At 61.2% G+C, this 14,314-nt stretch carries 14 protein-coding genes; 5 read left to right on the top strand and 9 right to left on the bottom strand.

All coding sequences use genetic code 11. From position 1 onward, the window contains the following. Nucleotides 1–18: 18 nt before the first annotated feature. Nucleotides 19–1,533, bottom strand: coding sequence for a threonine ammonia-lyase, biosynthetic (gene ilvA, locus PSH94_RS24460; RefSeq protein ID WP_181076457.1), 1,515 nt, complete (start codon nucleotides 1,531–1,533; stop codon nucleotides 19–21). Between the two features lie 137 nt (nucleotides 1,534–1,670). Here ilvA and rpiA point away from each other — a divergent pair, with 137 nt between their 5' ends. Both rpiA and PSH94_RS24470 read left to right on the top strand, forming a co-directional pair. Further along, complete coding sequence (rpiA, locus tag PSH94_RS24465) at nucleotides 1,671–2,342, top strand: ribose-5-phosphate isomerase RpiA (RefSeq protein WP_305435949.1); 672 nt, start codon at nucleotides 1,671–1,673, stop codon at nucleotides 2,340–2,342. A 265-nt stretch (nucleotides 2,343–2,607) separates the two neighbouring features. Beyond that, the gene (locus PSH94_RS24470; RefSeq protein ID WP_305435950.1) at nucleotides 2,608–4,554 is read left to right on the top strand and encodes an autotransporter domain-containing protein; all 1,947 of its coding nucleotides are present in this window, start codon (nucleotides 2,608–2,610) and stop codon (nucleotides 4,552–4,554) included. On the opposite strand, the gene PSH94_RS24475 is transcribed toward PSH94_RS24470, so the two are convergent. From PSH94_RS24475 to PSH94_RS24490, 4 genes are all read right to left on the bottom strand, one after another. After that, complete coding sequence (locus tag PSH94_RS24475) at nucleotides 4,555–5,463, bottom strand: SdiA-regulated domain-containing protein (RefSeq protein WP_305435951.1); 909 nt, start codon at nucleotides 5,461–5,463, stop codon at nucleotides 4,555–4,557. 120 nt (nucleotides 5,464–5,583) lie between these two features. Beyond that, complete coding sequence (locus PSH94_RS24480) at nucleotides 5,584–6,510, bottom strand: SdiA-regulated domain-containing protein (RefSeq protein ID WP_253509728.1); 927 nt, start codon at nucleotides 6,508–6,510, stop codon at nucleotides 5,584–5,586. Nucleotides 6,511–6,655: 145 nt separating this feature from the next. Further along, nucleotides 6,656–7,321: a fumarylacetoacetate hydrolase family protein gene (locus PSH94_RS24485; RefSeq protein WP_181076449.1), complete on the bottom strand. Its 666-nt coding sequence runs from the start codon at nucleotides 7,319–7,321 to the stop codon at nucleotides 6,656–6,658. Between the two features lie 22 nt (nucleotides 7,322–7,343). Beyond that, nucleotides 7,344–8,738 carry an FAD-binding oxidoreductase gene (locus PSH94_RS24490; RefSeq protein ID WP_285428505.1) on the bottom strand — a complete coding sequence of 465 codons (1,395 nt, stop codon included), beginning with the start codon at nucleotides 8,736–8,738 and terminating at the stop codon, nucleotides 7,344–7,346. 205 nt (nucleotides 8,739–8,943) lie between these two features. Between PSH94_RS24490 and serA the strand changes: the two genes are divergently transcribed. Beyond that, the gene (serA, locus tag PSH94_RS24495) at nucleotides 8,944–10,173 is read left to right on the top strand and encodes a phosphoglycerate dehydrogenase (protein WP_034101340.1); all 1,230 of its coding nucleotides are present in this window, start codon (nucleotides 8,944–8,946) and stop codon (nucleotides 10,171–10,173) included. Nucleotides 10,174–10,240: 67 nt separating this feature from the next. Here the strand turns inward: serA and PSH94_RS24500 are convergent, their stop codons facing one another. Then, a complete protein-coding gene (locus tag PSH94_RS24500) occupies nucleotides 10,241–10,681 on the bottom strand; it encodes a DUF4399 domain-containing protein (RefSeq protein ID WP_181076446.1) in 441 nt (146 codons plus the stop codon). Nucleotides 10,682–10,814: 133 nt separating this feature from the next. Between PSH94_RS24500 and PSH94_RS24505 the strand changes: the two genes are divergently transcribed. After that, complete coding sequence (locus tag PSH94_RS24505) at nucleotides 10,815–11,339, top strand: transporter substrate-binding domain-containing protein (protein ID WP_181076444.1); 525 nt, start codon at nucleotides 10,815–10,817, stop codon at nucleotides 11,337–11,339. Here PSH94_RS24505 and PSH94_RS24510 read toward each other — a convergent pair. Beyond that, nucleotides 11,290–11,772: a DUF523 domain-containing protein gene (locus tag PSH94_RS24510; RefSeq protein ID WP_181076442.1), complete on the bottom strand. Its 483-nt coding sequence runs from the start codon at nucleotides 11,770–11,772 to the stop codon at nucleotides 11,290–11,292. The genes PSH94_RS24505 and PSH94_RS24510 overlap by 50 nt on opposite strands. A gap of 2 nt (nucleotides 11,773–11,774) precedes the next feature. Then, on the bottom strand, nucleotides 11,775–12,407 hold the full coding sequence (locus PSH94_RS24515) for a 2OG-Fe(II) oxygenase (protein ID WP_181076586.1): 633 nt from the start codon (nucleotides 12,405–12,407) through the stop codon (nucleotides 11,775–11,777). Between the two features lie 132 nt (nucleotides 12,408–12,539). On the opposite strand from PSH94_RS24515, the gene PSH94_RS24520 reads away from it, so the two are divergent. After that, nucleotides 12,540–13,292 (top strand): DUF2059 domain-containing protein, encoded by a 753-nt coding sequence (locus PSH94_RS24520; protein ID WP_181076441.1) that lies wholly within the window; start codon nucleotides 12,540–12,542, stop codon nucleotides 13,290–13,292. 41 nt (nucleotides 13,293–13,333) lie between these two features. Here PSH94_RS24520 and PSH94_RS24525 read toward each other — a convergent pair whose 3' ends face one another. After that, a complete protein-coding gene (locus PSH94_RS24525) occupies nucleotides 13,334–14,275 on the bottom strand; it encodes an alpha/beta hydrolase (protein WP_305435952.1) in 942 nt (313 codons plus the stop codon). Nucleotides 14,276–14,314: the final 39 nt, after the last annotated feature.

Below are 14,314 nucleotides of genomic sequence, written 5' to 3' on the forward strand. Positions count from 1 at the left end.
CCCAATCAGCGTAGTCGCTCAACCGAGGAACAGTGTGTAGGCAGGGTTATCGCTTTCATCCCAGTACGGGTAGCCGATTTGAGCCAGGGCCGCCGGAACCAGGTGACGTTCGTCCGCCGGTACTTGCAGGCCGGCGACCACACGACCATCGGCCGCGCCATGGTTGCGATAGTGGAACATCGAGATGTTCCAGCGACCGCCCAGTTTATTGAGAAAGTTGAACAACGCCCCCGGCCGTTCCGGAAACTCGAAACGCAGGACCATTTCGTCGCTGACCTTGGCCGCATGCCCGCCGACCATATGGCGGATGTGCAACTTGGCCAGTTCGTTCTCGGTCAGGTCCAGCACCGGAAAACCCTGCTGGGTGAGGCTGGCGATCAATGCGCTGCGCGGGTCGCTGTCCGGGTGGGTCTGCACGCCGACAAAGATGTGCGCCTCGCTGCCGGTGTGGTAGCGGTAGTTGAATTCGGTGATCTGGCGCTTGCCCACGGCCTCGCAGAACGCCTTGAAGCTGCCCGGCTGTTCGGGAATGGTCACGGCGATAATGGCTTCGCGGCCTTCACCCAACTCGGCGCGCTCGGCCACGTGACGCAGGCGGTCGAAGTTGACGTTGGCGCCGGAATCAATGGCCACCAGGGTCTGGCCACTGACGCCACGGGTTTCCACGTATTTCTTGATGCCCGCCACGCCCAGCGCGCCGGCCGGCTCGGTGATGGAGCGGGTGTCATCGTAGATGTCCTTGATCGCCGCGCAGATTTCGTCAGTGCTCACGGTGATCACTTCATCCACATAGTCCTTGCAGATTTCGAACGTGTGCTGACCGATCTGCGCCACCGCCACGCCATCGGCAAACAGGCCCACGGTCGGCAGCACCACGCGCTCGCCCGCTGCCATCGCGGCTTGCAGGCAGTTGGAATCGTCCGGCTCGACGCCGATGATCTTGATTTCCGGGCGCAGGTATTTCACGTATGCCGCGATACCGGCGATCAGGCCGCCGCCGCCCACCGGGACGAAAATCGCATCCAACGGGCCAGGGTGCTGGCGCAGGATCTCCATCGCCACGGTGCCCTGCCCGGCAATGGTGTGCGGATCGTCGTAGGGGTGAATGTAGACGTAGCCTTTTTCGTCGACCAGCTTGAGCGAATAGGCCAGGGCTTCCGGAAACGAATCGCCGTGCAATACCACTTTACCGCCGCGCGAGCGTACGCCTTCAACCTTGATCTCCGGGGTGGTCTTGGGCATCACGATAGTGGCCTTGACCCCCAGCACTTTCGCCGCCAGGGCCAGGCCCTGGGCGTGGTTACCCGCCGAGGCGGTGACCACACCGCGCGCACGTTCTTCGGCGCTCAGTTGGGTCAGCTTGTTGTAGGCGCCGCGAATCTTGAACGAGAACACCGGCTGCAAGTCTTCCCGCTTGAGCCAGACCTTGTTGCCCAAGCGCTCGGAGAGCTGGCGGGCGGTCTGCAACGGGGTTTCTACGGCCACGTCGTAGACGCGCGAGGTGAGGATCTTTTTGACGTACTGTTCAAGCATCGGAAAGCATCACTGGGCGGGTTGGGCAGGGCCAAGGAGTCTAACCCGGCTTTTAGCCGTACGACCACACGAATCCCGAGGTTTTGTTGGGGTATACTCGCCGCCCTCGATCACTCCCCGCCCGTTCCGGAGCCCGCATGACCCAGGATCAACTCAAACAGGCAGTGGCCCAGGCCGCCGTCGATTTAATCCTTCCCAAACTCGACGACAAGAGCATCGTCGGCATCGGCACCGGCTCCACCGCCAACTGCTTTATCGATGCGCTGGCCCAGCACAAGGGCGCGTTCGACGGCGCCGTGGCCAGCTCCGAAGCCACCGCCGCGCGCCTCAAGGGCCACGGCATTCCGGTGTATGAGCTCAATACCGTGAGCGACCTGGAGTTCTACATCGATGGCGCCGATGAAAGCGACGAGCACCTGCACCTGATCAAAGGCGGCGGCGCAGCCCTGACCCGCGAGAAGATCGTCGCGGCCGTGGCCAAGACCTTCATCTGCATCGCCGATGCCAGCAAACTGGTGCCGGTGCTCGGCACATTCCCGCTGCCGGTGGAAGTTATCCCGATGGCCCGCAGCCACGTAGCCCGCGAACTGGTGAAGCTGGGCGGCGACCCGGTGTACCGCGAAGGCGTGTTGACCGACAACGGCAACATCATCCTCGATGTGTTCAACATGCAGATCACCAACCCGGTCGAGCTGGAAACCCGAATCAACGCCATCGTCGGCGTAGTCACCAACGGCCTGTTCGCCGCGCGGCCAGCGGATGTGTTGCTGCTGGGCACGCCCGAAGGTGTGAAGACCCTCAAGGCTTAAGCATCGGTTGACTGTGGGGCGGAGCCAGCCTCCTCCCACAGCCCGTGTCCATGTAACAAAAACGCTACCTTTCGCAGCACCCCTCTCCAAAATCGTGCGCCAAGTCACGACATTCAATACCGTCGCTGGTATCAAATCCGTTACAACTTACAGCCACGCGACCCCGCCGTTTAACAATGCGCCAATTCACAATCGCCCAGGGAATGAGGCGCACATTGTGCAAAGGGTCTGGGCTCAACAACTCCGTCACTTCAAGGAAGACCCTGTGATAAAGCCCCTCGCCTTCGCGATCGGCGCGACCTGCGCCCTGCTGTCCCTGCAAACCTCAGCCTATGAATACGGCGAGCACGCCAATACCACCCTGGAAAAACTGATCAACGATTACCCCGGCCGTTATCGTGGCACGGCCAATTTCGCCGGCGCGGCCGATTGGATGCAAAGCCAGATGGGCGCGGCCTACAGCATCGGTCGACAGGATTTCACCTGGAGCGGCGGCAGTCGCGCCTCGCAGAACGTAGTGGCCTACGCCGCCGGCACCCGGCCGCAGTACGTGGTGATTGGCGCGCATTTCGACACTTACTTCGGCCGCCCGACCCTGCAAGGCCTGGACGACAACGGTTCCGGCGCCAGCGTACTGACCGAAGTGGCGAAGAACCTGGGCGGTCTGCAGCTGGAAAACGGCCTGCAGGTTGTCGGTTTCGGCGCGGAAGAAGAAGGCTTGCGCGGCTCTCGGGCTTTCGTCGATTCGCTGAGCGCCAGCCAGCGCGCGAATATGCTGGCGATGATCAACCTCGACAGCCTGATCACCGGCGACATGATGTACGCCCACGCCGGCCAGAACAGCACCGCCAACCCGGCGCTGGCGGCGTTGCGCGAGCACACATTCCAGATCGCCAGGGAATTGAACATTCCCCTGTTCACCAACCCCGGCCTGGACCCGCAATACCCCAAAGGCACCGGCTGCTGCAGCGACGGCGAAGCGTTCGAGGCGCTGAATGTGCCGATTCTCTATATAGAAGCCACCAACTGGGAACTGGGCGACCTGGACGGCTACACCCAGACCGACAACCCCGCAATCCCTGGCGGTTCGACCTGGCACGACCCTGCCGAAGACAACAAAGCCGTGCTCACGGATGCCTTCGGCCAGGCGCGCATCGACCAGCGCCTGCGCGACTATTCACGCCTGCTCAGCCGCCTGGTGCTTGAGCTGACCAACGCCGATCTGCTGGCCTCGACCGCCTCCGGCGGCGCCGTCGCGCGCAATATGCAGGACAACCTGCAGCGCCAGCACCAGGCGATGGTGCGCCTGCATGACCGCCGCTGGCTGACCTTGCAGTCGGCCAGCCGCGAGATCGGCAGCTTTGACGGCGAGATCGGTGTGGACGGCGAATACAACCCCGACAGCGGTTTCGACACGGCGCCCAACCCCGAAGCGCGGCGCGTGGGCCTGCACGCACTGGGCGATTACCAACTCACCCCCAGCCTGAACATCGGCGCCAGCCTCAGCTACCTCAACGGTCGCGACAAACTGGAACATCGCGGCAAGCTCGACAGCGATACCTGGCAGGCCGCCGCCTACGCGCTGCTCAACGATGGCGGGCCGACCTGGCTGGCCGGCGATCTGAGCATAGGCCACGCCCGCTTCGACAGCCGGCGCAACCTGCTGATTCAGGCCAATGGCGGGCCGATCCTGCTCAATCAACAGCTGACCGGCAGCACCGATGCGTTAACGCTCGGCGCAAGGGTGCTGGGTGGGTACGACTTTGACCTCGGCGCGATCAAGAGCGGTCCGTTCGCCGGCCTGGATTACAGCTACTCGCGCATCGATCAATTCCACGAAAAACAGAATCTGCGTACTGCACTGGAGTATGAAGAGCAGTCCTTCGACTCCCTGGAAGCCAGCCTGGGCTGGCGCGTACGTGGCATGGTTGGCCTGCCCCGCGGCCTGAGCCTGATGCCCTACGGCGACATAGCCTGGGTCTCGGAATTGGCCGACGGCCGCCTGGACAACCTGCAACTGACCGCCCGGGCCGATGACCAGGCGCGCACGGCACGGCTGGGCGCGGTGGATAAGCATTTTGGTCGCGCGCAACTGGGCAGCCAGCTGGCGATCACTCCGCAGTTGGGGGTGTACGCCGAGGTCAACAGCCGGCTGGGCCACAACGAAGGCAGCCAGACCGGCTATTCGCTGGGTGTGCAATGGCTGTTCTGATCAGGGCTTTTTGAACACGTAGAACAGGTTCGGCTCACTGACCAGGTACAACGCCCCGTCGTCATCCATGGCGATACCTTCGGCCTGTGGCACACGTTTGCTCAGGCCATGGCGCCCGCTGAGCAGAGACAGGCTGCTCAGCGGGCGACCGTCGATGTCCAGTTCCAACACCAGGAACGACTCATCCGACAGCGCCAGTAAATGCCCGCTGCGCTCGTCGTACTGCAGGCTCGACAGGTCGCGCACAAACAACCCGGCATCGCGCTTGGGGTTGTTGATCACGTGCACCGAGTAGGTTTTTTCCGGTTTGAAATGGGGAAAGCCGTGCACCTCGTAGATCAGCATCGGGTCGCGCTCCTTGGCGACGAACAGGCGCTTGCCCACCGAATCATAAGCCAGGCCTTCGAAGCCTTTGTTGCCGCCGACATGCACGCCCAGAGTCATTTGCTCGGCATCGGCGGCATCGAGGAATTGGGTGTCGTCGTCCACGTGCACCTTGATCAGCCGTTGCTGGCGCTCGTCGCTGATGACGTAAATATTTTCACTGATAAATTCCACCGCTTCGGCATCGCCAAACCCGATCAGAGGAATGCGTCGCACAATTCTGCCCTCCAGGGACAGCTCGATCAGCTCGGCGTTTTTATTGGTCACGGTAAACAGGCTTTTGCGCACCGGGTCATAGGTCAGCGCCGATACGTCGTCGTTGAGCCCGTCGATCACCTGAGCCTCCAGGACCACGCGGTAATCGGCCAGGCCGATGGATTGCGCCTGAGTGGGCTGGCGCCACGCCTGCCAGTTGAACCAGGCGCGCTCGAACAAACGGAAGTTCTGGGCAACAGCGACGGCGCCGATCACGATGACCAGCGCAAGCAGGAGAAGAAGAGGTTTAAGGCGGGCTAATCGACGCATCGGGCAAGCTCAAAGTCAAAAGTGGCGAATGAATATCACGCCGGTCTGAATTTAAACTTAAACGCGCCACAGTGTCTGACGAATTCCGCTGAAAGAGAAATATCCGACGTAATTTGCCAGCTACTTCTGCTTTTCAAAACGATAGAACAGGTTCGGCTCACTGACCACGTAGAGGTTGCCGTCCTCGTCGAGGGTGACCCCTTCAGCCCGTGGAATGGTGTCCTTGAGGCCGTTGAAGCCACCGAGCAAGGTCATGAAGCTGACTTGCTCGCCCTTTTCATCCAACTCCAGCAACAAATGAGAATCGGCCGACAGCACCAGCAGATGGCCCGTACGCGGGTCGACGGCCAGGGCCGAGAGGTTGCGCATGTCCAACTCTTTACTCGCCAGCTTTTGTTTAGCGCCGGTCAAGAGCTGGGCGCCGTCGCTTTTCCAGGTGAACAACGCCGGCGGGCGCTCCTCGCCCAACACTATCTGCTGGTTATGCTTGTCCCAGGTCACGGCCTCAAACGCTTTGTTCTGGTCCTTGGAAGGGCCCAGGTCATAGCTCTTGAAGTCGGCCTTGGTCAACTGTTGCGTGGCGGCCTCGACCTTGACGATGCTGAGCGTATGCTGGCGCTCGTCGACAATCGCCATCAGGCCGTTCTCCATCATCGCAACGCCTTCGGGGTTGTCCCAGCCGTTGAGCGGCATCTTGCGCAGCACGTCGCCTTGCAGGCTCAGCTCGACAAGAAACGGGTTTTTACCCATCACGGAAAACAGGGTTTTGGTCTGCGGATTGTAGGTAATGTCCGAGGCTTCGTCCTTCTCCAGGCCCGGCAGCACCTTGGCGTCGATAATCGCCTGGTAGTCGGGCAGCCATACGCTTTCCTTGCGCTCGGCAGGGCTTTCGAACCGTTCCAGCACCCACAGTACGCCGCGATCGTCCCAATGCATCAGCCACGCCACGCCATACACCACCGCCCCGGCCAGGAACAGCCAGGAATACCAGCGCAGGGCGAAACGGGAACGGGACTTGGATGGTGCAGAGGGCAGAGGCACGGCCATTGAGCGCTTTTCCTGCAGATGAGCTTTAGGGGTTAGCACAGGATCAATGGGCTCGCGTGCTGGAGGCTGAGGATTATCCGGATTGCGTGTGAAAAAAATGCAAAAGCCGCTATGTGGGAGGGGCAAACCCCTCCCACCCTTTCGTTCAGCGAACGACGCTTTCGAAGCGACTCACGTTCGGCAATTCCAACACCAGCTCATCACCTGCATTCAACGGCCCGACGCCGGCCGGAGTACCGGTGAGGATCACGTCTCCTGCCTGCAGCGAGAAGCAGCCGGCCATGTACTGGATCATCGGCACGATCGGGTTGAGCATCTGCGCGCTGCTGCCGTCCTGACGCACTTCGTCGTTGATGGTCAAGCGAATGCCAATGTCGGTCAGGTCAGGGAAGGTACTGTCGACCACGAACGGCGCAATCACCGCCGCGCCGTCGAATGACTTGGCGACTTCCCACGGCAGGCCCTTGGCCTTGAGTTCGGCCTGCTTGTCGCGCAGGGTCAGGTCCAGCGCCGGCGCGAAACCGGAGATGGCGTCCAGCACTTCCTCACGGCTTGGCTTGGCCGACAGCGGCTTACCGATCAGCACCGCGATTTCCGCCTCGTAGTGCACCGAACCGCGCTCGGCAGGAATGGCGAAACCGCCTTCCAGCGGCACCACGCAACTGCCCGGTTTGATGAACAACAACGGCTCGGTCGGTACCGGGTTGTCCAGTTCCTTGGCATGTTCGGCGTAGTTACGCCCGATGCACACCACCTTGCCCACCGGGAAGTGGATGTGGGTGCCGTCGACATACTTGTGCTGGTAGCTCATGAAACGACTCCTTGAGGGGCGGTTAAACAGCGAAGATTTTGCCCGGGTTCATGATCCCGTTCGGGTCGAACACGGCCTTGACGGCCTTCATGTATTCGATTTCAACCGGCGAGCGGCTGTAGGTCAGGTAATCGCGCTTGGTCATGCCCACGCCGTGCTCGGCGGAGATCGAGCCGTTGTACTTCTGAACGGTTTCGAACACCCACTTGTTCACAGTGGCGCATTTGGCGAAGAACTCGTCCTTGCTCAGGTTTTCCGGCTTGAGGATGTTCAGGTGCAGGTTGCCGTCACCGATGTGGCCAAACCAGACGATTTCGAAATCCGGGTAATGTTCGCCGACAATGGCGTCGATTTCGCTGAGGAACGCCGGCACTTTGGAAACCGTCACCGAAATATCGTTTTTGTAGGGCGTCCAGTGGGAAATGGTCTCGGAGATGTACTCGCGCAGCTTCCACAGGTTGTGCAACTGGGTTTCGCTCTGGCTCATCACCCCGTCCAGCACCCAACCCTGCTCGACACAGTGCTCGAAGGTCTCCAGGGCATGGTTGGCGACTTCTTCGGTGGTGGCTTCGAATTCCAGCAGTGCGTAGAACGGGCACTCGGTGTCGAACGGCGCCGGTACGTCACCACGGCCGAGGACTTTGGCCAGGGCCTTGTCGGAGAAGAACTCAAAGGCCGTCAGGTCGAGCTTGCCCTGAAACGCGTGCAGCACCGGCATGATCGAATCGAAGTCGGTGGTGCCCAACACCATGGCGGTGAGGTTCTTCGGCGCGCGGTCCAGGCGCATGGTCGCTTCGACCACAAACCCCAGCGTGCCTTCGGCACCGATGAACAACTGCCGCATGTCGTAGCCGGTGGCGTTCTTGATCAGGTCGCGGTTCAGTTCCAGCACGTCGCCCTTGCCGGTGACGACTTTCATGCCCGCTACCCAGTTACGGGTCATGCCGTAGCGAATCACCTTGATCCCGCCGGCATTGGTGCCGATATTGCCGCCAATCTGGCTGGAACCGGACGATGCGAAGTCCACCGGGTAATACAGGCCGTTTTCTTCGGCGACATTCTGCAGTTGCTTGGTGACCACGCCCGGCTGGCACACGGCAGTGCGGTCGGTGAGGTTCACGTCGAGAATCTGGTTCATATAGTCAAACGACACCACCACCTCGCCATTGGCCGCAACCGCTGCCGCCGACAGGCCGGTACGCCCGCCCGACGGCACCAGCGCCACCTTGCGCTCGTTGGCCCAACGGACAATGGCCTGCACCTGCTCGATGGTCTTGGGAAATGCGATAGCCATGGGTGCCGGAGCGAAATGCTTGGTCCAATCCTTGCCGTAAGCCTCCAGGGAGTCGGCGTCGGTCAGCACTTTGCCGGGCTCAACCAGGGTCTTCAGCTCATCAATCAGGGCAGGATGGGTCATCGACAGAACTCTCGAACAATTCATGGTCATCCTGAGAACGCTTCACGTCGCAGGAATAGGTGTTTAGCGGGGCGCGTATGCTAGCATACCGCCCCCGCAGGACAGAGCCCAAGGGCGTTTCTGCGGTGACGGCTTTCCTGCCGTCCGGGTCAGCTTAAGTGATCCGACTCCCTGCCATTTTTCTCCGGGATACAGGTTTACGCAGATGAGCAAGACTTCTCTCGATAAGAGCAAGATCAAGTTCCTTCTTCTGGAAGGCGTCCACCCATCGGCTGTCGACGTTCTGAAAGCCGCCGGGTACACCAGCATTGAGTACATCACCAGTTCTCTGCCGGAAGCCCAGCTCAAGGAAAAGATCGCCGACGCGCACTTTATCGGCATTCGCTCACGCACTCAGCTGACCGAAGAAATCTTCGATCACGCCAAGAAGCTCGTGGCGGTCGGCTGCTTCTGCATCGGCACCAACCAGGTCGACCTCAACGCAGCGCGCGAGCGCGGTATCGCGGTGTTCAACGCACCGTATTCCAACACCCGCTCCGTGGCGGAGCTGGTGCTGGCCGAGGCCATCCTGCTGCTGCGCGGTATCCCTGAGAAGAACGCTTCCTGCCACCGTGGCGGCTGGATCAAGAGCGCGGCCAACTCCTTCGAAATCCGCGGCAAGAAGCTGGGTATCGTCGGTTACGGCTCGATCGGCACGCAGCTTTCGGTATTGGCCGAAGGCCTGGGCATGCAGGTGTTCTTCTACGACACCCTGACCAAGCTGCCATTGGGCAACGCCACGCAGGTGTCGAGCCTGACCGAACTGCTGGGCATGTCCGACATCGTGACCCTGCACGTACCGGAAACCGCTGAGACCCAGTGGATGATCGGTGAGAAGGAAATCCGCGCCATCAAGAAAGGCGGCATCCTGATCAACGCCGCACGCGGTACCGTGGTCGAACTGGACGCCCTGGCCGATGCGATCAAGGACAAGCACCTGATCGGCGCCGCCATCGACGTATTCCCGGTTGAGCCGCGCTCCAACGATGACATTTTCGAAAGCCCGCTGCGTGGCCTGGACAATGTGATCCTGACTCCGCACATCGGCGGTTCCACCGCTGAAGCCCAGGCCAACATCGGTCTGGAAGTGGCCGAGAAGCTGGTCAAGTACAGCGACAACGGTACGTCGGTCTCGTCCGTCAACTTCCCGGAAGTGGCCCTGCCGGCTCACCCTGGCAAGCACCGCCTGCTGCACATCCACCAGAACATTCCGGGTGTGATGAGCGAGATCAACAAGGTCTTCGCGGAAAACGGCATCAACATTTCCGGTCAGTTCCTGCAGACCAACGAGAAGGTCGGCTACGTGGTAATCGACGTCGACGCCGAGTACTCGGACCTGGCGCAAGAGAAGCTGCAGCACATCAACGGCACGATTCGTAGCCGCGTGTTGTTCTAAGGCTTTAACCGCTGTACAAAAAATGGGAGACCCGCAGGGGTCTCCCATTTTTTTGTCCGCAGAACGCTTACTTGACGTTAACGGTGATGACTTTCGAGGCAACCGTTGGCTCGAACTGGCGATGCACGTTGTCGCCTGCCACCAGTTGCAAGGTGTGCTTGCCTGGGGTCAGGGTCAGCTCGGTTTCGGTTTGCGCCTTGCCGAAGTGGATCGAGGTCGCGGTGGCCGGGATCGCGTCGGCGGCCTTAAGCGCCGTCACATCCTGGTCAACCAGCAGGTGATGGTGACCGGCGTTAGGCACTTGCTTGTCGATCGGCTCCAGGTCCAGGTTTTTCACGCCGAATTTGACGGTGAAGGTTTTGTCGACGGTCGCGCCATCCTTCGGCGAGACGATAAACACTTCCGCACCTTCAGGCGCCGGCGTGCGCGGCAGGTCGGCGGCGCTGGCCAACATCGAGGCACCCAGCAACAGGCTGGCAATCGTTGCACGGGACAAAAGGGCTTTCATTCGCTTCTCCACTTCTTTATGAAATCTGCAGGGTTGTGACAACTTCGCGACAAATTGCTGTCCAAGGCACTCAACACCATAGCAAAGCGATGCTGAACGGCGCCTCGCACATTCGAATTTTCTAGGAGTGACCATGCGCTTTTCGCCTGGCCTGTTACTGCTGCTTCCCCTTCTGAGCCCTTTGGCTCATGCCGAACTGATCGACGACGTCAATGATCGTGGTGAGCTGCGCATCGCCCTTGAAGCCAATACCCCGCCCTACAACTTCAAGGAAGGCGACAAGCTCACCGGTTTTGAAGTGGAGCTGGGTGAACTGCTGGCGAAGGAAATGGATGTGCGCGCCTCGTTCATCACCACCGATGACGCCGACATGCTACCCGGTGTAGCAACCGGCAAATACGACGTGGCCATCAACCATATCGCTAAGACTGCCGAGCTTGAGGATCAGTTCGATTTCAGTGAGGCCTATCACGAGAAGCCTGAACTGGCGATCCCGTTCCAGAAGGGTAACCCGGCGTTCAAGACGAGTGTGGACGGGGCGTTGAAGCGGATGAAGGACGATGGCCGATTGAAGACGCTGTCGCAAAAATGGTTCGAGGCCGACGCCCCTACAGGCGCGTCAACGCCTGTGCCGCCTCCGGCAGCTCCAGCTCACTGAATACCTGCACGCCATGACGCTTGAGCAGCGCCGCCGTTACGCCCTCGCCACTGACCTTTACCCCGGCGAAGGTACCGTCATAGGTCAGCAGATTGCCGCACGACGGGCTATTGGCCTTGAGCACAGCAATGCGGATATCGTGCTGCTGCACCAGGGCCAGGGCCTGGCGCGCGCCGTCCATGAAGGCGGCGCTGAAGTCTTCGCCCTCGGCCGTCAGCACTTTGGCACGGCCCTCCCACACGTCGACGCCCTGACCACCGGGGATTTCGGCAGAAGGCCTGGGCGTCGGCAAACCGCCCGCCACTTCCGGGCAGATCGCAACCACCCGTCCCTCAGCCTGCCACGCGGCCAGTTGGTCGAACGGCCCGCTGGCGCCGCCGTCGTAGCGCACCTTGTGGCCCAGCAGGCAGCGGCTGATCAGTATCTTGTGCATGGTTAAAACGGCTCGTTGCCCCGCCGGCGAAACCAGCCGGTGAGGGACAGCCGTTCGCGCGAGGCAGGCATGACTTCGTGGGGCACTTCGCCCGACAGGAATACCACCAGGCTGCCGCCGGTGGGCACCACATCGTATTCGACGCCATTCTTGAGGTACATGCGCAACTGGCCGCCATGTTCGGGCAGCCAGGCGTCATTCAGGTAGATCACCGCCGAGACCATGCGCCGGTCATCATCGCGAAAACGGTCCAGATGCTTGAGGTAAAACGCCCCCGGCGGGTACATCGCGAAATGACTTTCGAAATCTTCCAGGCCGAGGAAGAGCCCCCGGTTCATCGCCAGGCGCAGGCTGTCCATCACCGCCATGTAGGCGTCGCAGACTGGCGCATCGCCCTCTTCCAACCATTGGATATGGTCGCCGCGAATGCCTTCGCGGATCTCCTGTGCCGGCCCGCGTCCTACCGCCGCGGGTGCTAATTCGCCCTCGGCCGCACGTTTACGGCACTCAGCCGCCAGTTCCAGGGTCAGAGCCTGGGGCAGGAAGCCATTCTGCTGCGACCAGCCTTTTTCGGCCAGGTCGTCGACAATGCGTTGCAGCAGGGGATGATCGAAGGGTATTTGCATGGCGCGCATAGTATCCATACGCCTGTGAATCCGACAGAGCCGCCGAGCGTCTGAACATAGATTAGTTCAAGTGACCGACAGGATTTCTCGACAAATACTACGCCCGACACGGACAATAGTGGCCGACTGACAGGAGTCCATATGCGTCGTTTGTTTTTTTCCTTGCTGATGTTCTGCGTTTTGCCCGCCTGGGCAGACGGCCATGACCAGTTGTACAAGGTCGCCGGCTGGGCCGAACAACGTGCGCATTTCAATGATGCCCTCGCCGCCGCCCAGCAGCGCTATCGCAACAGCCTGCCGCCGGCGGTGTATCAGGCGCTGGTGGATAACAGCAACCAGCGCTTCGCCGCCCAGGCCATGGATCAGCGCGCCGAAGCGCAGTTGCGCAAGCACCTGGCGGACCCGGCGCCGGCGCTGGCGTTCTTTCAGTCACCCTTGGGGCGCAAGATCGTCGCTGCCGAGTTGCTGGCCACCCGCCGCGATCAGTTGGCCAAAAACGCCCAGGGCCTGCCGAAAATCCAGGCCGACGCCACCCGCAGCCTGATCATCGGCCACCTGGCCCAAGCCCTGCCCGCCCGCGAAGCCGGCGCGGAGGTCAGCCTGGCGATTGCCGGTGTGGCGGCCGACAGCCTCAGCCAGATGATCCCTGGCCTGCTGGGCGGCGGTCAGGCCCAAGGCATGCTGAATGGCCAGCGTGAGCGGCTGATGCAACAGATCGACAAAGACCTGAACAACACTCTGCTGTACGTCTATCGGGATTTATCCGACCCGGAGCTGGAAGAGTTTGCAACGTTTGCGGAGTCACCGGAAGGTAAAGCGTATTACCAGGCGGCGCTGGCGGCGATTCGCGCAGGTCTGGCAGTCGGCCAGAGCACCTCAAGCCTGGCGCAGTAGAAAACGTGGAGGGGCTTGCCCCCTCCTGCATTGGCACCGTGTTATTTCAGATGGTCCGTCAAATACCGGAAGTACTCTTCGCGAATCTCAGGAATCTCATTCGCCAGATGATGCCGGCCACGCGGCAGCATCAGCACCTCGGGCCGGTCGAACTTGCCGCGCAGCACTTGCAGGTTGTGTTGCCAGTCCACCGTCATGTCTTCCTCACCCTGCACAATCACCGGCCGCCGCGTGCTGCGCGGGGCGGCTTCGATGCGCTTGATCCAGCGCGCCAGGGCGCCCACCCACGCGGTTGGCAGTTGCCGTGGCTGCAGTGGATCGGCTTCCAGGAACGGCTTGAAGGCCGGGTCGTTGGAGTTGTCGCTGAACCGCCGCGCAATGCCTTTGACGAACGGCCGCAACAGGTAATAGCTGACCTGGGACCAGCCCCACGCCCGTGGACGCACCAGCGGTGACAACAGCAAGACCTTGCCCTGCGCCGGGCTGTCGGCGCCGTGATGCAGCAGATGGTCAACGACGATAGCGCCGCCGGTACTTTGCCCGAACAGATGCCATGGCGTGGGTAATTGCAGCGATTCGGCCTCGGTGAACAGTGCCTGGACCACATTCTGATACACCGCGAAATCACCGATGCTGGCACGCGCGCCGCTGGACAATCCATGCCCCGGCAGATCGCAGGCGATCACCACAAAACACTGGTCCAGCGCCCAGTCCACCACGTTGCGGTACAGACCCATGTGGTCGTAGAAGCCGTGGAACATGAACATCGTCGCCACCGGCACCGGCGGCCACCACACTTGCGCCACAACGTCGAATCCGTCCACCTCGAAGCGCCCCAGGCGACTTACCGCCGGCACTTTGCGCGCGGCCAGGTCCAGCCCGTAGAAGCGCTGGTACACCCGCGCCTCGGCGCTGAGCGGTTGCGCATCCGACAAGGGGCGCAAGCTGTCGCGCAGATGATCGGGGTCAAAGGTGACGGGCATAAAGGGTTCCAGACTCACACTATCGAGCAGCGATATTCA

The organism is Pseudomonas sp. FP2254 (assembly GCF_030687695.1).
In the GTDB taxonomy this organism is placed as follows: Bacteria; Pseudomonadota; Gammaproteobacteria; order Pseudomonadales; family Pseudomonadaceae; genus Aquipseudomonas; species Aquipseudomonas quebecensis.